This window comes from Inquilinus sp. YAF38 (genome assembly GCF_052113205.1).
Classification (GTDB): Bacteria; Pseudomonadota; Alphaproteobacteria; order DSM-16000; family Inquilinaceae; genus Inquilinus.
This window is the reverse complement of the sequence record NZ_JBFRCU010000011.1, coordinates 22,123-42,719: the sequence shown is the minus strand read 5'-3', so window position 1 is coordinate 42,719 and position 20,597 is coordinate 22,123. Positions and strand designations below refer to the sequence as shown.

Sequence of the window (20,597 nt, the reverse complement as noted above, 5' to 3'; positions counted from 1 at the left end):
GTCATTTCCCGAACAGCTTCACCACCTTGTCCAACGCCTCGGCCATGACGTCGATCTCGGCCTTGGTGTTGTACAGGGCGAAGGAGGCGCGGGCCGTGGCCGGCAGCTGCAGCCGCTCCATCAGCGGCTGGGCGCAGTGGTGCCCGGCCCGCACGGCGACGCCGGCCTGGTCGATCACCGTGCCGATGTCGTGCGGATGGGCGCAATCCATGGCGAAGGAGATGATCGAGGCGCGCTCCCGCGCCCGGCCGACGATGGTCAGGCCCGGGATGTGCGACAGCCGCTCGACGCCGTAGTCCAGCAGGTCGCGCTCATGCGCCGCGATGGTGTCGAGGCCGAGGGCGGTGACGTAGTCGATCGCCGCCTTCAGCGCGATGGTCTGGGCGATGGCGGGAGTGCCAGCCTCGAACTTGGCCGGCAGCTCGGCGAAGGTGGTGCCGGAGAAGCTGACGGTGCGGATCATCTCGCCGCCGCCCTGCCAGGGCGGCATCGCCTCCAGCAATTCCTCGCGGYCGTAGAGGATGCCGATGCCGGTCGGGCCATACAGCTTGTGGCCGGAGAAGGCGAGGAAGTCGCAGCCCAGCGCCTGGACGTCCACGGGCATGTGGGTGATCGCCTGCGCGGCGTCCAGCAGCACCTTGGCGCCGACCGCATGCGCCCGGTCGATTACCGCCTTGACCGGGACGATGGTGCCGAGCGCGTTCGACATGTAGGTGATCGAGACCAGCTTCGTCCGCGGCGACAGCAGCTTCTCGAACTCGTCGAGCAGGAAGTTGCCGTCATCGTCGATCGGGGCGACCTTGAGGACCAGCCCCTTCTCCTGCGCCAGCAACTGCCAGGGCACGATGTTGGAGTGGTGCTCCAGCACCGAGACGATGATCTCGTCGCCTTCCTTCAGGAAGGCGCGGCCATAGCTCTGCGCCACCAGGTTGATCGCCTCGGTGGTGCCGCGGGTGTAGATGATCTCCTTGATCGAGGCGGCGTTGATGAAACGCTTCACCGCCTCGCGCGTCGCCTCGAAGGCGTCGGTCGCGGCGCCGCTGAGATAATGCAGGCCGCGATGGACGTTGGCGTATTCCTGCTCGTAGACGTGGCTCTCGGCGTCGATCACCGAGCGCGGCTTCTGCGCCGAGGCGGCGTTGTCGAGATAGACCAGCGGCTTGCCGTAGACGGTGCGGGACAGGATCGGGAAATCCGCCCGCACGGCGTTCACGTCATAGGCGTTGATGCCGCTCGCATGCAGCCGGGTGTCCATCAGGCCTGACCCTCCTGGTGCCGAGCGGCGAGCCACTGCTCGACCGCGGAGCCGAACTCCTCACGGACCGCCTCGTCGGCGACCTCCTCCAGCGCCTCGCGTAGGAAGGCCTCGACCAGCATGGCCCGGGCGACGCGCTCGTCGATGCCGCGGGCGCGCAGGTAGAACAGTGCCTCGGAGTCGATCTCGCCGACCGTGGCACCGTGGCTGCACTTGACGTCGTCGGCGTAGATCTCGAGCTCGGGCTTGCTGTCGATCTCGGCCGTCTTCGACAGCATCAGCGCCCGGTTCAGCTGGTAGCCGTCGGTGCGCTGGGCGTCGCGGCGGACGATGATCTTGCCCTGGAAGACGCCCCTGCCCTTGCCGTCCAGCACGCCCTTGAACACCTCGCGCGACCGGCAGTCCGGCACCGCGTGGTCGATCAGCGTGGTGGTGTCGATGTGGCGGGTGCCGTCCGCCAGATAGGCGCCGGTGACGTGGCCGTTGCCGCCGCGGCCGGTGAAGGTCGCGACCACCTCGGTCCGCGCCAGGTCGGCGCCGAGGCTGAGGGTGAAGCTGTCATAGGTGGCGTCGCGGCCGATCGTGGCGCTGCCGTTCAGCAGATGCACCGCGTTCAGCCCTTCGCTCTGCCGCCGGTAGTGGCGCAGCCGGGCCCCGTCGCCGATCTCGGCATCGACCACCGCATTGGTGAAATAGCCGGTGTCGTCGGTGCCGTGATAGGCCTCGATCACCGTTGCCTGGCTGTTGGCGCCGGCCAGGACCAGGATGCGCGGATGGCTGGCCACCGCCACGGCGCCGGGGGCGGTCAGGAAGACCAGGCGGACCGGCGCCTCGATTGCCGCGCCGGCGGCGATGCGCAGCACGGCGCCGTCCTCGACCAGGGCGGTGTTCAGCTCGACCAGCGAGGCGGCGTCAGCCGGCGCGGCGAAGCGGGATTCGACATCGGCGTCGCCGGCCTCCAGCGCTGCGGCATAGCCGTCGAGGCGCAGCCCCTTCGGCAGGGCGTCGAGATGCGACAGATCCAGCCGCAGCCGGCCGTTGACAAAGACCATGGACGGGCCCTGCGCCGGCACGAAGGCGCGCAGTGAGTCCGGCAGCGCCGCATCGGCCGATGCGACCGCGCCGTTCAGGCCCAGCTTCTCCAGCCGCCGCAGGTCGGTGTACTTCCAGGCCTCCTGCTTGCGCGTCGGCAGGCCCAGGCTCTCGAACCGGGCCATCCCAGCCTCGCGGCGGCGGGCGACGGCGCTGTGGCCGACGCCGGGCAGCGCCGAGCGGCTGGCGGCGAAACGCTCGCGCTGGACGGCGACGATCGGCGAGGGGGCGATCCGTTCGCTCATCTCTGCCTCACGCGGCCGCCGGGATCACGCCGGCGTAGCCTTTTTCCTCGAGCTCCAGCGCCAGATCCTTGCCGCCGGACCGCACGATCCGGCCATCGGCCAGGATGTGGACATGGTCGGGGACGATGTAGCTGAGCAGGCGCTGATAGTGGGTGATCACCAGGAAAGAGCGGTCGGGCGAGCGCAGCTTGTTGACGCTCTCGGCCACCACCTTCAGCGCGTCGATGTCGAGGCCGCTGTCGGTCTCGTCCAGCACCGCGAGGGCGGGCTCCAGCAGCGCCATCTGCAGCGCCTCGTTGCGTTTCTTCTCGCCGCCGGAGAAGCCGACATTGACCGAGCGCTTCAGCATGTCGGTTTCGATGCCGAGGCCCTTGGCCTTCTCGCGCAGCAGTTTGGTGAACTGCATCGGGTCCAGTTCGGCCTCGCCGCGATGCTTGCGGTGGGCATTGTAGGCGGTGCGCAGGAAGGTGACGGTGCCGACGCCGGCGACCTCGAGCGGGTACTGGAACGCCAGGAAGACCCCTGCCCGCGCGCGCTCTTCCGGCTCCATCGCCAGCAGGTCTTCGCCGTCGAAGGTAATCGACCCGCTGGTGATCTCATAGCCGTCGCGGCCGGCGATGACGTAGCTCAGCGTCGACTTGCCGGAGCCGTTCGGCCCCATGATGGCGTGGATCTCGCCCTTGTTCAGGGCGAGCGAGACCCCCTTCAGAATCTCCTTGCCGTCGACGGCGACGTGCAGGTCCTTGATCTCCAGCATTCCGCTTCCCTCGCCGCTTGCCGCGGCCTTTCCTCGAAAAAAGGGGCCGATCCTTAACCGACCGAGCCTTCCAGGCTGATGCCGACCAGCTTCTGCGCTTCGACGGCGAACTCCATCGGCAGCGCCTGCAGCACCTCGCGGCAGAAGCCGTTGACGATCAGGCCCAGCGCCTCCTCAGTGCCGATGCCGCGCTGGCGGCAGTAGAACAGCACGTCGTCGCTGACCTTGCTGGTGGTCGCCTCGTGCTCCACCTGCGCCGTCGGGTTGCGGCTCTCGATATAGGGCACGGTGTGGGCGCCGCACTGGTCGCCGATCAGCAGGCTGTCGCACTGGGTGAAGTTGCGCGCGCCCTCGGCGCCCGGCAGGATCCGCACCAGCCCGCGATAGGTGTTGTCCGACTTGCCCGCAGAGATGCCCTTGGAGATGATCCGGGAGGTCGTGTTCTTCCCGATATGGATCATCTTGGTGCCGGTGTCGGCCTGCTGGCGGTTGTTGGTGATCGCCACCGAGTAGAATTCGCCGACCGAGTTGTCGCCCTGCAGGATGCAGCTCGGGTACTTCCAGGTGATGGCGGAGCCGGTCTCGACCTGGGTCCAGCTGACCTTGGAGTTCCGGCCGCGGCAGGCGGCGCGCTTGGTGACGAAATTGTAGATGCCGCCCTTGCCCTCCTCGTCGCCCGGATACCAGTTCTGGACGGTGGAGTACTTGATCTCGGCGTCGTCGAGCGTGACCAGCTCGACCACCGCGGCGTGCAGCTGGTTCTCGTCGCGCTGCGGCGCGGTGCAACCCTCCAGGTAGGAGACGTAGCTGCCCTCATCGGCGATGATCAGGGTGCGCTCGAACTGGCCCGTATTCTCCGCATTGATGCGGAAATAAGTCGACAGCTCCATCGGGCAGCGAACGCCCTTGGGGATGTAGACGAACGACCCGTCGGTGAAGACGGCGGAATTCAGCGTGGCGAAATAGTTATCGGAATAGGGCACCACCGAGCCGAGATACTGGCGCACCATCTCGGGGTATTTCTGCACCGCCTCGGAGATCGAGCAGAAGATCACGCCGACCTTCTCGAGCTGATCCTTGAAGGTGGTGGCCACCGAGACGCTGTCGAACACGGCGTCGACGGCGACGCCGGCCAAGCGCTCCTGCTCGCGCAGCGGGATGCCGAGCTTCTCATAGACCGCCAGGATATCGGGGTCGACCTCGTCCAGGCTGCCGAGCTTCGGCTTCTTCTTCGGCGCGGCGTAGTAGTAAGCGGCCTGATAGTCGATCGGCGGGTGGTCGATCCGCGCCCAATGCGGCTCTTCCATGGTCTGCCACAGCCGGAAGGCGCGCAGTCGCCACTCCAGCAGCCATTCGGGCTCGTTCTTCTTGGCGGAGATGAAGCGGACGGTCTCCTCGGTCAGCCCCTTCGGCGCCGTCTCCATCTCGATGTCCGAGAAGAAGCCGTGCTTGTAGCGGCTGTTCGTGATCTCTTCGACCTGCCGGACCGTCTCCTGGACTGCCGCCATGCCTCGCTCCTCAACCCAATGTCAGAACCGATTAACCGAGTTGGCTAGTCGGGTACTCCGATGTGGAAGGCCCCGAGGAATAGTCCTTGGAGGGCCAGTGTTGCCGCCCTTCCCTCGCCAATAGATAGGCGTTTCGACGGCGATTGCCAGCGAAAACCCGACCGCGAGAGTCGTTCTCAGCCGCGCTTTGCTGGACCCCGGCATGCGGCTCGCTCATGCCGCCCGCCGGCGTCAGTTCCCAAACTACATCAGGTTGTTGCTGCCGCCCGGCAGTCGCACCGTCAGCCCGTCCAGCTCGTCGCTCATGATGATCTGGCAGCCGAGGCGCGAGGTCTTGGTCAGGCCCCAAGCGAGGTCGAGCATGTCTTCCTCGTCCTCCCGCGCCGGCAGCAGCCGCTCATACCAATCCGGCTCGACGATCACGTGGCAGGTCGAGCAGGCCAGCGAGCCCTCGCAGGCACCTTCCAGGTCGACGTCGTATTTGTGCGCGATCTCCATGATCGACAGCCCGGCTGGGGCGTCGATCTCGCGCCGGTTCCCGTCCGGCTCGATGAAGATGATCCTGGGCATGCTGGCCCGTACTCCTGCTCGAAGACGTGGTGTTCTACGCAAGCCCCGGAAAGGCGGCAACCGGTGAAACCTCATGCCTCCATTGAGCCTGCAGGCTAGGCCACCGCACGGCTGCGCCTCCGTCGGGCGAGATCGGCCCAGGCGGCAACGCAGCGGTCGATCGCCGCGGCGTCGGTCCGAGGCCCCAGGCTGATCCGGATCGCGCTCTCGGCCAGGTCGGCCGGCAGCCCCATTGCCTCCAGCACATGGCTGCGGCGGACCTTGCCGGAGCTGCAGGCCGAACCGGCGCTGATCGCCACCCCGGCCAGGTCGAGCGCCGCGACCTGGGTCTCGGCAGTGACGCCCGGCATGGCGATGCAACTGGTGTTGGCGACGCGCGGCGCGGCAGCGCCCAGCACCACCGCGCCCTCGGCGATGAGTCTCCGCTCCAGCTCGTCACGCAGCGCTGTGATCCTCGGCATCTCCGCCCGGTCGGCCACGGCGGCCGCGGCGGCGCCGAAGCCGGCGATGCCGGCGACGTTCTCCGTGCCGGCGCGGCGCCGCCCCTCCTGCGCGCCACCGCGCAGTAGCGGCGCAAGCGCCAGGCCATCACGCAGCACCAGCGCGCCGATGCCCTGCGGCCCGCCCAGCTTGTGGGCGGAGAGGCTGAGCGCGTCCACCTCGAATCCGACGGCGGGCAGCGGAATGCGTCCGGCGGCCTGAACCGCATCGCAATGCGCCAGCGCGCCGTGGCGGCGGGCGATCGCGGCAGCCTCGGCCACCGGCTGGATCACGCCGGTCTCGTTGTTGACGGCCATGACCGAGACGATCGCCGGTTCGGCATCGGCCGCCAGCATCCGATCGAGGGCATCAAGATCGACCCGGCCGTCGCCGCCGACCGGGATTCGGTCCGTGGCCCAGGCCAGAACGCTGTCATGCTCGATCGCGGAAGTCAGGACCCGGCGCCGGCCGAGGCCGGTCAGCGCCAGGGCGTTGGCCTCGGTGGCGCTGCCGGTGAAGACGATCTGGGCGGGGGCGACCGCCGTCAGGGCGGCAACCTGCGCCCGCCCCGCCTCGACCAGCCGCCGGGCCTCGCGGCCGAAGCGATGGACCGAGGACGGGTTGCCGACCGAGTCCAGCGCCGAGAGCATCGCGTCGCGCGCCTCCGGCCGCAGCGGCGCGGTGGCGTTGTGGTCGAGATAAACGGAGCTCATAGCGCCCGCCTCACTCGGCGGCGACGGTCACGCCGGAGGAGAACAGATGGCTGGAGCCGAGCACGCGGCGGTTGACCACGTCCTCGACCGTGACCGAGGACAGGTACATGTGGATCTGGTTGCCCAACTCCTCCCACAGATCGTGGGTCAGGCAGCGGCTCTTGTCGCTGTGGCAGCCGAGCGGGCTGTGCTTCTCGCAGCGGGTGGCCTGGATCGGCTCGTCCACCGCGAAGATGATGTCGGAGATCCGCACCGTGCCGCACGGCCGGGCCATCAGGTAGCCGCCGCCAGGCCCGCGCACGCTGCGGACCAGGCCGCCGCGGCGGAGCTTGGCGAACAGCTGCTCCAGATACGGCAAGGAGATTTCCTGGCGGAGCGCGATGTCGGCGAGCGCCACCGGGCCGTCGGCCCCGTGCCGCGCCAGGTCGACCATCGCCATCACGGCGTAGCGTCCCTTGGTGCTCAAACGCATCTTCGGCGCCCCCAACGATCCGACCTGCCCGCCGGACCGAAATTGCGACTGCTGCCCACACCGCCGACCGGATGCCCATTGCCTCTGGCGTCCCGGCCTGCGGCGCAATCCGCGTTTCTCAGCCCCGACCCGCCCGGTATGCCTCGATCAAGACGCTTGAACACGAAGGCCGTCCCGATGCTATACGAACAATTCCCGTGGATCGTGTTGACGGCAGTGGCCGGCACGGTCCGCGTCGTGGCAGGGTGAGTGACCGCTTAGATATAGATATCCGAGTGCAATGGTCAAGAAAGCCGCCCCACCGCGCCGCCAGGCGGCACCGCAAGACGCCGAGCCGGTGATCCGGTCCGCCCCGTCGCTATCTCGAGGAGCTTAACGGCCGATGCCGGACGTCATCTTCAACGGGTCCGAGGGACGCCTCGAAGGCCGCTACACCCCGAGCAAGCGCACCAATGCGCCGATCGCCTTGCTGCTGCATCCCGATCCGCTGGGCGGCGGGACGATGTTCAACAAGATCGTGCACACGCTGTACCAGGCGTTCAAGAAGCACGAATTCACCGTGTTGCGCTTCAACTTCCGCGGCGTCGGCCGCAGCCAGGGCATCCACGACCGCGGCGAGGGCGAGCTGTCCGACGCCGCCTCGGCGCTGGACTGGATGCAGGCGCTGAACCCGAACGCCGAGGCCTGCTGGGTCGGCGGCTTCTCCTTCGGCGCCTGGATCGGCATGCAGCTCTTGATGCGCCGGCCGGAGATCGACGGCTTCATCTCGATTGCGCCGCCGGCGAACAAATACGACTTCACCTTCCTGGCGCCCTGCCCCTCCTCCGGCCTGATCGTCCAGGGCGACAAGGACGACACCGTGCCGCATGACTCGGTGCAGAAGCTGGTCAACAAGCTGTCGCAGCAGAAGGACATCAAGATCGACTACCGGGTGATCCCGGGGGCGAACCACTTCTTCACGCTGCACAACGACCAGCTGCTGGCCCATATCGACGACTATCTGACCAAATCGGTGAAGCTGGCGCCGCCGCAGTCCGCGGACTGAACCGCCGCCGGCCCCGGGCCGGGCAAAGGGGATCGAGCATGGCGACCAACGAAGCCGAGACGCCGAACGCCGACCAGATCGCCTATTGGAACGAGGCCGGCGGGTCAGTCTGGGTCGAGATGCAGGCGCAGCTCGACCGCATGACCGCCCCGTTCGGCCGGCAGGTGGTCGAGGTGCTGGCGCCCGCGCCGGGCGAGCGGCTGCTCGACATCGGCTGCGGCAGCGGCGGCAGCTCGCTGGAGCTGGCGCGGCGCGTCGGGCCCGGCGGGCAGGTGCTCGGCCTCGACATCTCCGCCCCGATGCTCGGCCTGGCCCGGCGCCGGGCGGCCGAGGCCAGCCTGGACAATGTCCGCTTCGTCGAGGCCGATGCCCAGACCGCCCGGATCGAGCCCGGCGGCTTCGACGGGCTGTTCTCGCGCTTCGGCGTGATGTTCTTCGACGATCCGGTCGCCGCCTTCACCAACCTGCACGGCGCGCTGCGGCCGGATGGGCGCCTCGCCTTCGTCTGCTGGCGTACCATGGCCGAGAATGGCTGGGCGACCGTGTCGCTGACCGCGGCGCTGCGCCACCTGCCGGCGCCGCCACCTCCGGTCCCAGGCACGCCGGGAGCCTTCGCCTTCGCCGATCCCGACCGGGTCCGCGGCATCCTCGGCCGCGCCGGCTTCTCGGGCGTCGGGGTGACGCCCTTCGACACCAAGGCCGGCGTCGGCGACCTCGACCAGACTCTCGCCTTGGTGCTGCGCAGCGGCCCGGTCGGCGCCCTGCTGCGCGAGCACGAGGACAAGCGGGAGGCGGTCGCCGCCGCCGTGCGCGAGGCGCTGGCGCCGCACCAGACCGCCGACGGCGTGCTGCTGGACGCCGCCACCTGGATCGTCACCGCCACGGCGTGATCCGTTCCACCGAGGGAAGTTCGGTTTGAGGCACGGGCGGCGCTCGTGCTACAGCCCTTCCCTGTCAGCCCGCTGACAGACAGCCATCTCCGACAAGCAGTCGACGATCATGACCGGATTCCGCTCCGACTTCCTGCGCACCCTCGAGGCGCGCGGCTTCATCCATCAGGTGACGGATGCCGAGGGCCTGGACGCCCTGGCGGCCAAGGGGGCGGTCACGGCCTATATCGGCTACGACGCCACGGCGGACAGCCTGCATGTCGGGCATCTCGTGCAGATCATGATGCTGCGCTGGCTGCAGAAGACCGGCGGCCGGCCGATCGCGCTGATGGGCGGCGGCACCACCAAGATCGGCGATCCATCCTTCCGAGACGATGCCCGGCCGCTGCTCGACGACGCCACCATCGCGGCCAACATCGCTTCGATCCGCCGGGTGTTCGCGCGCTTCCTCGACTTCGAGCGCGGCGCGATCATGGCCAACAACGCCGACTGGCTGGACGGGCTGGCCTATATCCCGTTCCTGCGCGAGGTCGGGCGGCACTTCACCATCAACCGCATGCTGAGCTTCGATTCGGTCAAGCTGCGGCTGGACCGCGAGCAGCCGCTGACCTTCCTCGAATTCAACTACATGATCCTGCAGGGCTACGACTTCCTGGAGCTGGCGCGCCGGCATGACTGCGTGCTGCAGATGGGCGGGTCGGACCAGTGGGGCAACATCGTCAACGGCATCGACCTGGCGCGCCGCATCGCCGGGCGCGAGCTGTATGGCCTGACCTCGCCGCTGCTGACCACCTCCTCCGGCGCCAAGATGGGCAAGACGGCGGCCGGCGCCGTCTGGCTGAATGAGGAGCGGCTGCCGGTGTATGACTACTGGCAGTACTGGCGGAACACCGAGGACGCCGATGTCGGCCGGTTCCTGAAGCTGTTCACCGAGTTGCCGCTGGAGGAGATCGACCGGCTGGCCGGGCTGGGCGGGGCCGAGATCAACGAGGCCAAGAAGATCCTGGCGACCGAGGCGACGGCGCTGGTGCACGGCCGCGACAAGGCCGAGGCGGCGGCCGAGACCGCGCGCCAGGCTTTCGAGCAGGGCGTGTCGGCCGAGGGGCTGCCCTCGATCGAGGTGTCGCGGGCCGAGCTGGCGGCCGGTATCCAAGCTCTCCGGCTGTTCGTCCGGGCCGGCCTCGCTGCCTCGAACGGCGAGGCCCGGCGGCTGATCCAGGGTGGCGGCGGCCGTGTCAACGACGACGCCCTCACCGATCCGGAGCAGCCGATCGGCGATGGCGACATCGGTGCCGACGGCGTGATCAAGCTGTCCGCCGGGCGCAAGAAGCACGCGCTGGTGCGGCCGGCCTGAGACCGCGCACCAGCGCGTGTACAAAAAGCTCGGCGGCCGGCCGCATGACAGCCGGCCGCCGTGCGGTTACAGCACGAAGTCGCCGGCCACGGGGCTGAGGGCGCCGGTCAGAACGATGTTGAAATCGGCCGCCGAGTCCCCGTTGACGTCGCCGCTGATCACGGTCTGCCCGCCCGAAACGACGTAGTGCAGCTGCCCGGCAACCCCGGTAAACGCACCGGCGCCGATGAAGCTGAAGGCCTGGTCCCCGGCGGCGCCGCTGTTGGCGTCGATCGCCGAGAGGTCGACCCGGTCACCCTGGGCATGGCTGAAATCGGTGATCCGGTCGGCATTGGCGCCGACCACGCTGTGGCTGGCAGCGGTGAAGACGAAACGGTCGGCCCCGGCCCCACCGGTCAGCACATCCTTGCCGGCCCAGCCATTCAGCGCGTTGGCGCCGGCGTCGCCGATCAGGGTGTCGTTGGCGGAGCTGCCATTGACGTTCTCGATGCCGGACAGGACATCCAGCTGCGCCTCGCCGCCCGCGCCGGAGCCGGTCGCCAGGCTGACCGTCACCCCGGCCGCGCTGTAGTAGTAGCTGACCAGGTCGATGCCGGCGTCGCCGATCAGGGTGTCCCCGCCGGCGCCACCACGCAGCACGTCGTTGCCGTCACCGCCGACCAGAACATCGGCGCCGGCCAGGCCATTGAGGGTGTCGGCGCCGCCCAGGCCGATCAGCCGGTTCGCTCCGGCGTCACCGGTCAGGGTATCGCCGAAGCCGGCCGAACCCTGGATATCCTCGATGCCGCTGCCGATGGTGTCGCCCGCGGCATCGCCGCCGCTGGCGATAGCAGCGCCGAGATCGACCGTGACGGCGGCCGTGCTCGTCGCGTAGGAGGCCGTGTCGACACCGTCGCCACCGGTCAGGGCATCCGCCCCCGCACCGCCTTGGAGCAGGTCGTCGCCCAGGCCACCTTCCAGCTGGTCGTTGCCGCCCAGCCCTGCCAGGACGTCGTTGCCGTCATTGCCCCGGAAGAGGTTGGCCGAGGCCGAGCCGGTGAGGACGTCGTCATAGTTGGTCGCCTCGATGTTCTCGACGTCTGCGCCGATCAGATCGCCTTCCGCGTCGCCGCCGGACCCGGCGCCGCCGCCGATGGTGATGGTGATGCCGCCGGGCGTCGGGCTCGCATCATAGAGGGCCCAGTCGGTCCCGGCCCCGCCATTCAGCGTGTCCGCGCCGGTCGAGCCGCGCATGAAGTCGTCGCCGGCATCGCCATTGAGCGTGTCGTTGCCGGCCTCGCCGTTCAGCACGTCGCCGCCGTCGCCGCCGTTCAGGATGTCGTCGCCGACACCCCCACCCAGCGTGTCGTTGCCGCCCAGCCCGTGCACCAGGTCGTTCTCGTCACCGGCGAAGATCACATTGTCGCCGGCATCTCCGAAATACACAGCCATTGTCATTCTCCGTTGTGTGGGGTCACCGGAATGGCGCCCCGGACACGCAGGAGAATGGGACGCGTCGTGTATCGGGCGGATGTCGCGCCCCCGGCCGAGATGTATCGTCGGTATCCGAAGGATGGCCGAATGGCGGCACTGCGCCGGCATTGCGGCGGAGGGACGGCCAGGGCAGCATGTGGTCCTGGGCCTGCGCCCGAAGCCGGCGCGGCCAAGCGACCACAGGAGAGGCAGATGATCCGGCATGCAATGGCATCGTTGGCGCTGGCGGCTTGCGCCCTGGGGCCGATCGCCGTCCAGGCCGCCTCCCCGCCCGCGGTCGAGGCGCCGGACGGCATGGTGGTGTCGTCGCAGCATCTCGCCTCCGACGCCGGGGCGGAGATCCTGCGGGCCGGCGGCAATGCCGTCGATGCGGCGGTGGCCACCGGCTACGCCCAGGCGGTCACCAACCCGTGCTGCGCCAATATCGGCGGTGGCGGCTTCATGGTCATTCACCTGGCCAAGGACGACCGCGACACCTTCCTGAACTTCCGCGAGACCGCGCCGGCGGCCGCGACCAAGACCATGTATCTCGACGCCGCCGGCAACCCGGTGAAGGGCGCCAGCCTGTACGGCTATCTCGCCGTCGGCGTGCCGGGCAGCGTGCTGGGCCTGGACACCGCGCTGCAGCGTTACGGCACCCTGCCGCGCGAGCAGGTGATGGCGCCGGCCATCAGGCTGGCCCGCGAGGGCTTCATCCTGACCCGCGGCGACACCGACATCCTCGATGCCGGCGCCAAGCTGCTGAAGCAGGATCCGGTGGCGGCGAAGATCTTCTTCCGCCCCGACGGCTCGGCGTTCAAGCCGGGCGACCGGCTGGTCCAGACCGACCTGGCCGACACGCTGGAGGCCATCGCCAAGGGCGGGCCGGACGCCTTCTACAAGGGTGTGGTGGCGCAGAAGGTCGAGGCGGCGATGAAGGCCGGCGGCGGCATCATGACCGCGCAGGACTTCGCCGCCTACACCGTGACCGAGACGGCGCCAGTGACCTGCAGCTATCGCGGCTATGTCTTCGTGTCCTCGCCGCCGCCCTCCTCCGGCGGCACGACGATGTGCGAGATCCTGAACATCCTCGAGGGCTACGACCTGAAGGCGCTGGGCTGGCACTCCGCCGCCGGTGTGCATCTGATGGTCGAGGCGATGCGCCATGCCTATATGGACCGCAACACCTATCTCGGCGACCCGGCCTTCGTGACCAATCCGCTGGACCGGCTGCTGAGCAAGGATTACGCGGCCCAGATCCGGACCAGGATCCTGCCCGACAAGGCGACCCCGTCGAAGGAGGTGCAGCCCGGCACGATGCCGCATGAGAAGACCGAGACCACCCACTATTCGGTGGTCGACAAGGACGGCAACGCGGTGTCGGTAACCTACACCATCAACGGGTTGTTCGGGGCCGGGGTGATCGCGCCCGGCACCGGGTTCCTGCTGAACGACGAGATGGACGACTTCACGGTCAAGCCCGGCGTGCCGAACCTGTTCGGCCTGGTGCAGGGCGAGGCCAATGCGATCGCCCCGGGCAAGAGGCCGCTGTCCTCGATGGCGCCGACGCTGGTGACCAGGGACGGCGAGATCGTGCTGGTGCTGGGCAGCCCGGGCGGGGCGCGCATCATCACCATCACGCTGCAGGCGGCGCTCAACATGGTCGATTTCGGCATGGCGCCGCAGGAGGCGGTGGACGCGCCGCGCATCCACCACCAATGGCTGCCGGACGAGGTCTATGCCGAGCCGTACGCCCTGTCGCCCGACACAGTGAAGCTGTTGGAGCAGATGGGCCACAAGGTGACGGTGCAGTCGCCCTGGGGCGCCACCGAGCTGATCGCGCTGCAGCCCTCGGCCGCCGCGGCAGGAACCGGCACCGCCTCCTCCGGCAACGACCGGGCTTTCGGCGGCAAGATGCTGCCGGGCTTCGTCTACGGCGCCAACGACAACCGCCGACCGGCCGGGCTGGCGGTCGGTGAATAGCTATCGGTCGCTGCCGCGGTCCTGTGGCGGCCGCTGCGGGCGCGGCGGTGTCGGCGGCCGCGGCACGCCGTCTGCCGAGGGCGTCTCCTCGAAGAACAGGCGCCGCAGGAAGCCGGGGGCCAGCACCGACAGCGGGTTGACCGAGACCGAGGGGTCGGCGAAGGAGCCGCGGATCGTGTAGGTGAAGGCAAACAGCCCGCCGCCCTCGCCGCCGGTCAGGATGTCGCCGATCAGCGGGATCGAGCTGATCACGCTGTTGATGTGGTAGATCGGCACGATGGTGCCGGCGAGGTCGATGGCCTCGGCCCGCAGGTCGATCAGGCCGTCGAAGGCCAGGCCGAGATCGCCGCCGGCGCCCCGCCCCTGTTTCAGCGTGATCCGCCGCTGCGCCGCCGCATAGGTGAAGTCCGCGTCCAGCCGGTTGAAGGTCAGCCCGCTGGTGCCGAACAGATCCTGCAGGCCGGAGGGCGAGGTGGCGGCCAAGAGCCGCGCCATGCCCGGCGCTTGGCTCAGCACGAAGTTGCGGGCGTCGAACTGACCCTCGATCGCGCCGGTGACGCCGTTGCGGGTGCCGGTGGCCAGCAGGCTGCCGCCGGTGATGTTGTCGGCGATGTCGAAGATGCGCAGGGTCTCGCCCGCATCCTCGCTGCGCACGGTCAGGATCTGGCGGTCCGGCTGGCCCTGCTGCGGCGTCAGGCGCAGGTCGATCGGGTGCCCGCCCGGCAGCTGCGCCGCCAGGGTGACGTCCTGCAGGTTGGTGGTGCGGCCGATTGCCCGCCCATGCACCGCCCGCAGCGAACGCCTTTCGCCGAAGGACAGCTCGCCGACATCGAAGGTGGCGTCGATCCGCGGCCCGGGGGCCGGATCGGCGGCGGGGCCGGAGTCGGAGGCTTTGCCCTGCGTGGCGCGGCGCTGCTCCAGCAGGCCCGAGACGTCGAGATGCGCGCCGCTGAGCGCCAAGCGGTAGCTGTCCGGTCCCAGCATCTCGACCTCACCCTTGATGTCGTTCGGCCCCAGCCGGAACGAGGCGATGCTGAGCTGCGCCAGCGACCCGTCGCGGGCGAAATCGGCGCTGCCGGAGGCGGTGATGTCGCCACCCGAGACGCTGAATTGCGAGATCTTGCTGACCCGTTCTCCGGCGAGGGCCAGGCTGACCGTGGCATTGGCCCTGCCGCCCGCCGGCTTGACCCAGCCGATCGGGTCGATCGCGATGCGGGCGTCGGTGAGGTCGAGCTTGGCGTCGAGCGTCGCTGCCCCGCTGGACCGCTTGGCGAAATCGAGATCGGCGCCGATGGTGCCGTCGATCGGCCCGACCTCCGGGATCTTCAGCGCTTCTCGCGCCGCCGGGGTCAGGGTGGCCTGGGCCGAGACCCTGGTCTCAACCGGCGAATCGTCGAACGCCTCGTGCCAGGAGAAGGCGATCGGCACGGTGTTGACCTGAGCCTTGCCCGCCAGCGTCATGCCCGACTTGTCGAGCATCAGCCTGGCATCGGCGTCAGCCAGGTCGTAGCCCGGCTTGACGGCGGCGATGCCGACGTTGTCCAGCGTTCCCTCCACGCTCATGCGGACCGCCTCGAACGGCAGGTCGGCGAGAAGCGAGAAGCCGAAGCGCATTCGGGCCGTCGCCCGGCCGGACATGCGGTCCGGCACCAGCCCGACCCGCTTGGCGTAGCCGAGCCGCGGCTGGTCGAGCACCGACATGATCGTCTTCACCGCCCCCTCGACCCGGGCGTCGATGTCGATCACCTGGTCGTGCTGGTCGAGCCCGATGATGGTGATGTCGGAGGGCTGCAGCGCGATGCCCTGCACCTGCCCGCCGGCGGTGGCGATGCGCATGGTCGACTGATTGAAGCTGGCCGCGGCGTTGAGGCCGGTGATCGGCGGCAGCCCTTTGAAATAGGTCACCGTCATGTTGCGCGCCTGCATCGTGCCGTCGGCCGCGACCAGCGCCACCGCCTCGGGGTTGGACAGCGGCGCCCGGGCCTGCAGGCTGAACTCGGTGCGGTCGAGCACGCCGTCATGCAGGTTGGCGGTGATCCAGTCGCGCAACCCGCTGGGCACGCCCGGCGGCCACAGGCTGGCCAGCAGGTCGACCGGCAGGTCGGTGACGGCCCCGGCGGTGATCAGTTCGATCGTGTCGCCGGCCGCGTCGACCTGGCCGGATAGGGAGATCTTCGGCCCGCCGAGATCGATGCTGAAATCGTCGAGCGTCAGGCGCCGCTTCGGCAGATCGACCKAGCCCGACAGGCTGGTCCGGGCGACGCTGAGCGGCGCGGTCCACAGGGGCGGCAGCTTCAGCCGGGTCTCGACGCTGGTCAGCGAGAACCGGCCGGTCGTCGGCTGGAAGCGGGAATCGAAATCGACCTCGAGCCGGCCGGACACCGGGCTCTCGATCGCCTCCAGCGGCGCCAGCACCGGCGAGATCCGGGTCAGCGCCGCCGGGATGACATTGGCGAAGGTGACCGTCGCGCCGCCGCTGCCATTGGCCCGCAGATAGCGGATCTCGCCGCCGAACTGGGCCATCCGGTCGCCGGAGATGACGGTGAGCGACGCCTGGCCCTCGACGCCGGTCGCGCTGCGGCGGAGATCGGCCGACGCCTTGGGTGCGATCCAGCTGCGCCCCAGCATGCGGTCGTCGATGCGGACGCTGCCATCGATCAGCGTCAGCCGGTTCAGGGAGGCGATCGCGCTGTCCTCGCTGCCGAGCCGGGCGTCGAGCGCCGCCAGCAGGTCCTTGACCACGTCGCGGGTCGGCGCCCCTGCCGCCGGCGTCGACGCCCCACCCTCCTCAGCCTCGCCTTCGCCGAGACCGAAGCTGAACTCGCCGGCTTCCGTCCGGGTCACCCGCAGATGCGGCCGGATCAGGTCGATGCGCAGCGGCGCCACCACCCCGCGCAGCAGCTTCGGCATGCTGACATCGGCCGTGCCCTCCGGGGTGAACGCGACCAGCGTTCCGTCCCGCTGCCGCACCCGTACATCGCGGGCGGCCAGCACGGCCGGCCGGTCGAACCCCTCCCAGCGCAGCGACAGAGCGCCGATCGCGACCGTGACGTTGCGGTCGGCGAGGGCCTGCTCGACATAGGGGGTCAGGAAATCGATCTCCAGCGGCCCGGTGGACAGCCGCCACGCCAGCACGACGGCGGCGAGGGCGAAGCCGGCGACCGCCAACCCGACGATCTCGGCCAGGATCTTCAGCGCCCTCATCCCGAACGTTTCACCCTCGCTTGACCCATCCCCACGGGACCCCGATGCTGCGCCCGCACCTTAGGCACATGGACAGCGCGATGCCACGTTCCGACAGCGTATTGGCTGATGCCGTCTGGCCCCGCGCGGGCGATCCCGACCGTGCCCGGCGCGGAGTCGAACGGTGGCTTGAACGCGCGACCGAGCAATCCGATCCCGAGCTTCGCGATTTTGCCGTGGCGCTGTCCGCCGAGCCGCAGGGGCGCGCGCTGCTGGAGGCCGTGTTCGGCGGCAGCCCCTATCTGACCGAGCTGGCGCTGAAGACCCCGGCAACGGTCCGGCGCTTCCTCGCCGAGGGTCCGGATGCCGCGGTCGCCGCCGAGATGGCGACCCTGCGCGCCGACACCGCCACCCAGGCCGACACCACCCGGCTGATGCAGGCGTTCCGGCTGGCCAAGCGGCGCATCGCCCTGCTGATCGCCCTGGCCGATATCGGCGGGCAGTGGCCGCTGGACCGGGTGACCGGCGCCCTGTCCGACCTCGCCGAAGCCACCCTCGACCTGGCGGTCGCCCATCTCCTGGCCCGCGCCGCGGCGCGCGGCCTGCTGCGCCCGGAGGCGGTGGCGGCGCCGGACGCGTCCGGGCTGATCGTGCTGGGCATGGGCAAGCTGGGCGCGCGCGAGCTGAACTATTCCAGCGATGTCGACCTGATCATCCTCTACGACGCCGACAAGGTGCCGACCGACCGGCCGGACGACCTGGGCCAGACCTTCACCCGGATGGCCCGCGACCTGGTGCGGATCATGGAGGAGCGGACGGTCGACGGCTATGTGTTCCGCACCGATCTGCGGCTGCGGCCCGACCCCGGCGCGACGCCGCCGGCGGTGTCGCTGGCGGCGGCCGAGAGCTACTACACCAGCCTGGCGCAGAGCTGGGAGCGCGCGGCGATGATCAAGGCCCGGCCGGTGGCGGGCGATCGCGCCGCCGGCGACGACTTCCTCGACTTTCTCGCCCCCTTCATCTGGCGCCGCAACCTCGACTTCGCGGCGATCCAGGACATCCACGCGATCAAGCGGCAGATCAACCACCATCACGGCCATGGCGCCGTCGCCGTCGAGGGCCATGACCTCAAGCTSGGCCGCGGCGGCATCCGCGAGATCGAGTTCTTCGTGCAGATGCAGCAACTGATCTTCGGCGGCCGCGAGCCGAAGCTGCGCCTGCGCGGCACGGTGGCCGGGCTGGACACGCTGGCCGAGGCCGGCCGGGTCGACCGCGGCACCGCCACCAGCCTGGCCGAATGCTATCGTTTCCTGCGCCGGGTCGAGCACCGCATCCAGATGCTGGAGGACCATCAGACCCATGCGCTGCCGGAAGATCCGCGCGAGGTCGACACACTGGGCACCTTCCTCGGCTTCCCGGATCCGGCGTCGTTCCGCACCACGCTGACCGACACGCTGCGGCTGGTCGAGAGCCGCTACGCCGAGCTGTTCCAGGAGGACCGGCCGCCGGAAGGCGCCGTCACCCTGGTCTTCGCCGGCGTCGACGACCATCCCGGCACGGTCGAGACGCTGCAGCGCCTGGGCTTCGCCCGGCCGTCCGAGGCGATCGCGGTGGTGCGCGGCTGGCTGCACGGCCGCTACCGGGCCCTGCGCAGCGAGCGGGCGCGCGGCCTGATCACCGGGCTGGTGCCGCGGCTGCTGTCGATCATCGGCGGCACCGCCGACCCCGACGCCACGCTGCAGCGGCTGGACGGGTTCCTGGCCCGGCTGCCGGCCGGCGTCCAGCTCTTCGCTTTGTTTAACGTCAACCCCGATCTCCTTGATCTCCTTATCGATATACTCGGTTTCGGCGGCCGGATCGCGGATTATCTGACATCCCATGCCGGCCAGCTGGAGGCGGTACTGGCACCAGGCTTCTTCAGCAACCTGCCAGGGCGCGAGCGGCTGCAGGATCGGCTGGTGGCGGAACTGGCGACGGCGCGCGACTTCGAGGACATGCTCGACGTGCTGCGGCGCTGGACCAACGACCAGCGCTTCCGCGCCGCGGTGCACATCCTGCGGCGCTTGTCCGAGACGCCGACCTGCGCCGCCTTCCTGTCCGACGTCACCGAGGTGGCGCTGCAGGCCCTGGTGCCGCGGGTGGAGGCGGAGTTCGCGCGGCGGCACGGCCGCTTCCCGCAAGGCGGGCTGGCCCTGCTCGCCATGGGCAAGCTCGGCGGGCGGGAGATGACCATCCGCTCCGACCTCGACCTGATCATGATCCACGACGCCGGCGCCGATCAGATGTCGGACGGCGAGAAGCCGATCGGGCCGATGGTCTACTATACCCGGCTGATCCAGCGCCTGGTCTCGGCGATCACCGCGCCGACGGCGCAGGGCGCGCTGTTCGAGGTCGACATGCGGCTCCGCCCCTCCGGCAATGCCGGGCCGCTGGCGACCAGCCTGGAGGCCTTCAGCGCCTATCAGCGCGGCGATGCCTGGACCTGGGAGCACATGGCCCTGACCCGGGCCCGGGTGATCCACGCCGACGGTCCGCTGCGCGGGCGGATCGAGGCCGAGATCCAGGCATTGCTGAGGCTGCCCCGCGACCCGGACAAGCTGCGCCGCGACATCGCGGAGATGCGCGGCCGGATGGCGCGTCAGCGCGACACCGGCGATGTCTGGAACATCAAGCATTTCCGCGGTGGGCTGGTCGATATCGAGTTCATCGCCCAGTACCTGCAGCTGCGGCACGCCGCCGAGCATCCCGAGATCCTGCACCAGGCCACCGCCGAGGTGCTGCGCCGGGCCGAGGCTGCCGGTGTCCTGCCCGGTGCGGAGGCGGAGACGCTGCTGCGGGCGCTGGCGACCTGGCAGCGGGTGCAGGCCTTCCTGCGCTTTGCCGTCGAGGACAAGTTCGAGCCGGCCGAGGCCTCCGACGCCATGATCCGCGGCTTGCTGCGCGCCGTGGCCGAGGATGCCGCCGCCGACCCGCCGGAGACTCTCGACGCCGCCGCGGCCGGGATGCGGCAGCAGGCGGCCGGGGTCATGGCCGTGTTCGACCGGTTGATCGGGCCGCCGCCGAAGGACGACCTTGCCTCCAAGCCTGCGGCATCCTAGTCAAGCGCAACGAACCCCGTCTGGAGTGACTCCCATGACCGTCGAGATCGGCAAGCCCGCCCCCGATTTCACCCTGCCCAAGGCGGGCGGCGGGACGGTCTCGCTTTCGGCCCTGCGCGGCCGCAAGGTGATCGTCTACTTCTATCCGAAGGCCGACACCTCCGGCTGCACCAAGGAGGCCTGCGGCTTCAATGACGCGCTGCCGGAGTTCGAGGGCGTCGACGCCGCGATCATCGGCATCTCCAAGGACCCGGTGCCGGCGCTGAACAAGTTCGCGGCGAAATACGGCCTGACCTTCACCCTGGCCTCGGCCAAGGACGACGACACGGTCGAGCGCTACGGCGCCTGGGTCGAGAAGTCGATGTATGGCCGGAAATACATGGGCATCGACCGGTCGACCGTGCTGGTCGACGAGCAGGGCATCGTCCGCGGCCTGTGGCGCGGCGTGCGGGTGCCCGGCCATGTCGAGGCGGTGCTGGCCGCGGCGAAAGGCTAGCCGG

15 protein-coding genes are annotated in these 20,597 nt (G+C 69.6%); 6 read left to right on the top strand and 9 right to left on the bottom strand.

The window, feature by feature from the left end; genetic code table 11:
- Position 1: 1 nt before the first annotated feature.
- From AB4Z01_RS07255 to AB4Z01_RS07225, 7 genes are all read right to left on the bottom strand, one after another.
- Positions 2-1,255, bottom strand: a complete 1,254-nt coding sequence (locus AB4Z01_RS07255; RefSeq protein WP_441692031.1) for a SufS family cysteine desulfurase — start codon at positions 1,253-1,255, stop codon at positions 2-4.
- Positions 1,255-2,592: a Fe-S cluster assembly protein SufD gene (sufD, locus tag AB4Z01_RS07250; RefSeq protein WP_441692029.1), complete on the bottom strand. Its 1,338-nt coding sequence runs from the start codon at positions 2,590-2,592 to the stop codon at positions 1,255-1,257. Before sufD ends, AB4Z01_RS07255 begins: the two co-directional genes overlap by 1 nt.
- A 7-nt stretch (positions 2,593-2,599) precedes the next feature.
- Positions 2,600-3,349: a Fe-S cluster assembly ATPase SufC gene (gene sufC / locus AB4Z01_RS07245; protein WP_441692027.1), complete on the bottom strand. Its 750-nt coding sequence runs from the start codon at positions 3,347-3,349 to the stop codon at positions 2,600-2,602.
- Positions 3,350-3,402: 53 nt separating this feature from the next.
- Positions 3,403-4,857: a Fe-S cluster assembly protein SufB gene (gene sufB / locus AB4Z01_RS07240; protein WP_441692025.1), complete on the bottom strand. Its 1,455-nt coding sequence runs from the start codon at positions 4,855-4,857 to the stop codon at positions 3,403-3,405.
- A gap of 243 nt (positions 4,858-5,100) precedes the next feature.
- On the bottom strand, positions 5,101-5,427 hold the full coding sequence (locus tag AB4Z01_RS07235) for a ferredoxin family 2Fe-2S iron-sulfur cluster binding protein (protein ID WP_441692024.1): 327 nt from the start codon (positions 5,425-5,427) through the stop codon (positions 5,101-5,103).
- Positions 5,428-5,522: 95 nt separating this feature from the next.
- Positions 5,523-6,620: a cysteine desulfurase family protein gene (locus tag AB4Z01_RS07230; RefSeq protein WP_441692023.1), complete on the bottom strand. Its 1,098-nt coding sequence runs from the start codon at positions 6,618-6,620 to the stop codon at positions 5,523-5,525.
- Positions 6,621-6,630: 10 nt separating this feature from the next.
- Positions 6,631-7,092: an Rrf2 family transcriptional regulator gene (locus AB4Z01_RS07225; protein WP_429229881.1), complete on the bottom strand. Its 462-nt coding sequence runs from the start codon at positions 7,090-7,092 to the stop codon at positions 6,631-6,633.
- 382 nt (positions 7,093-7,474) lie between these two features.
- Between AB4Z01_RS07225 and AB4Z01_RS07220 the strand changes: the two genes are divergently transcribed.
- The 3 genes from AB4Z01_RS07220 to tyrS all read left to right on the top strand — a co-directional run bounded on the left by AB4Z01_RS07220 (position 7,475) and on the right by tyrS (position 10,381).
- Positions 7,475-8,137: an alpha/beta hydrolase gene (locus AB4Z01_RS07220; protein ID WP_441692021.1), complete on the top strand. Its 663-nt coding sequence runs from the start codon at positions 7,475-7,477 to the stop codon at positions 8,135-8,137.
- Positions 8,138-8,175: 38 nt separating this feature from the next.
- Positions 8,176-9,027 carry a class I SAM-dependent methyltransferase gene (locus AB4Z01_RS07215; protein ID WP_441692020.1) on the top strand — a complete coding sequence of 284 codons (852 nt, stop codon included), beginning with the start codon at positions 8,176-8,178 and terminating at the stop codon, positions 9,025-9,027.
- A gap of 109 nt (positions 9,028-9,136) precedes the next feature.
- Entirely contained in the window at positions 9,137-10,381 is a 1,245-nt protein-coding gene (tyrS, locus tag AB4Z01_RS07210; RefSeq protein ID WP_441692019.1) for a tyrosine--tRNA ligase, read from the top strand.
- Positions 10,382-10,447: 66 nt separating this feature from the next.
- Here the strand turns inward: tyrS and AB4Z01_RS07205 are convergent, their stop codons facing one another.
- On the bottom strand, positions 10,448-11,812 hold the full coding sequence (locus tag AB4Z01_RS07205) for a calcium-binding protein (RefSeq protein ID WP_441692017.1): 1,365 nt from the start codon (positions 11,810-11,812) through the stop codon (positions 10,448-10,450).
- A gap of 234 nt (positions 11,813-12,046) precedes the next feature.
- On the opposite strand from AB4Z01_RS07205, the gene ggt reads away from it, so the two are divergent.
- A complete protein-coding gene (ggt, locus tag AB4Z01_RS07200) occupies positions 12,047-13,816 on the top strand; it encodes a gamma-glutamyltransferase (protein WP_441692016.1) in 1,770 nt (589 codons plus the stop codon).
- On the opposite strand, the gene AB4Z01_RS07195 is transcribed toward ggt, so the two are convergent.
- The gene (locus tag AB4Z01_RS07195) at positions 13,817-17,020 is read right to left on the bottom strand and encodes a YhdP family protein (RefSeq protein WP_441692015.1); all 3,204 of its coding nucleotides are present in this window, start codon (positions 17,018-17,020) and stop codon (positions 13,817-13,819) included. It abuts the gene before it with no gap.
- Between the two features lie 44 nt (positions 17,021-17,064).
- Between AB4Z01_RS07195 and AB4Z01_RS07190 the strand changes: the two genes are divergently transcribed.
- Together AB4Z01_RS07190 and AB4Z01_RS07185 are read left to right on the top strand one after the other, a co-directional pair.
- Positions 17,065-20,097: a bifunctional [glutamine synthetase] adenylyltransferase/[glutamine synthetase]-adenylyl-L-tyrosine phosphorylase gene (locus tag AB4Z01_RS07190; protein ID WP_441692013.1), complete on the top strand. Its 3,033-nt coding sequence runs from the start codon at positions 17,065-17,067 to the stop codon at positions 20,095-20,097.
- Positions 20,098-20,131: 34 nt separating this feature from the next.
- Entirely contained in the window at positions 20,132-20,593 is a 462-nt protein-coding gene (locus tag AB4Z01_RS07185; protein WP_441692011.1) for a peroxiredoxin, read from the top strand.
- Positions 20,594-20,597 lie beyond the last annotated feature (4 nt).

Bases quoted from the DNA above. Each gene is read 5' to 3' on its own strand.
- sufD (WP_441692029.1), bottom strand. From the start codon at position 2,592: ATGAGCGAACGGATCGCCCCCTCGCCGATCGTCGCCGTCCAGCGCGAG.
- sufC (WP_441692027.1), bottom strand. From the start codon at position 3,349: ATGCTGGAGATCAAGGACCTGCACGTCGCCGTCGACGGCAAGGAGATT.
- sufB (WP_441692025.1), bottom strand. From the start codon at position 4,857: ATGGCGGCAGTCCAGGAGACGGTCCGGCAGGTCGAAGAGATCACGAAC.
- AB4Z01_RS07235 (WP_441692024.1), bottom strand. From the start codon at position 5,427: ATGCCCAGGATCATCTTCATCGAGCCGGACGGGAACCGGCGCGAGATC.
- AB4Z01_RS07230 (WP_441692023.1), bottom strand. From the start codon at position 6,620: ATGAGCTCCGTTTATCTCGACCACAACGCCACCGCGCCGCTGCGGCCG.
- AB4Z01_RS07225 (WP_429229881.1), bottom strand. From the start codon at position 7,092: ATGCGTTTGAGCACCAAGGGACGCTACGCCGTGATGGCGATGGTCGAC.
- AB4Z01_RS07220 (WP_441692021.1), top strand. From the start codon at position 7,475: ATGCCGGACGTCATCTTCAACGGGTCCGAGGGACGCCTCGAAGGCCGC.
- AB4Z01_RS07215 (WP_441692020.1), top strand. From the start codon at position 8,176: ATGGCGACCAACGAAGCCGAGACGCCGAACGCCGACCAGATCGCCTAT.
- tyrS (WP_441692019.1), top strand. From the start codon at position 9,137: ATGACCGGATTCCGCTCCGACTTCCTGCGCACCCTCGAGGCGCGCGGC.
- AB4Z01_RS07205 (WP_441692017.1), bottom strand. From the start codon at position 11,812: ATGGCTGTGTATTTCGGAGATGCCGGCGACAATGTGATCTTCGCCGGT.
- ggt (WP_441692016.1), top strand. From the start codon at position 12,047: ATGATCCGGCATGCAATGGCATCGTTGGCGCTGGCGGCTTGCGCCCTG.
- AB4Z01_RS07185 (WP_441692011.1), top strand. From the start codon at position 20,132: ATGACCGTCGAGATCGGCAAGCCCGCCCCCGATTTCACCCTGCCCAAG.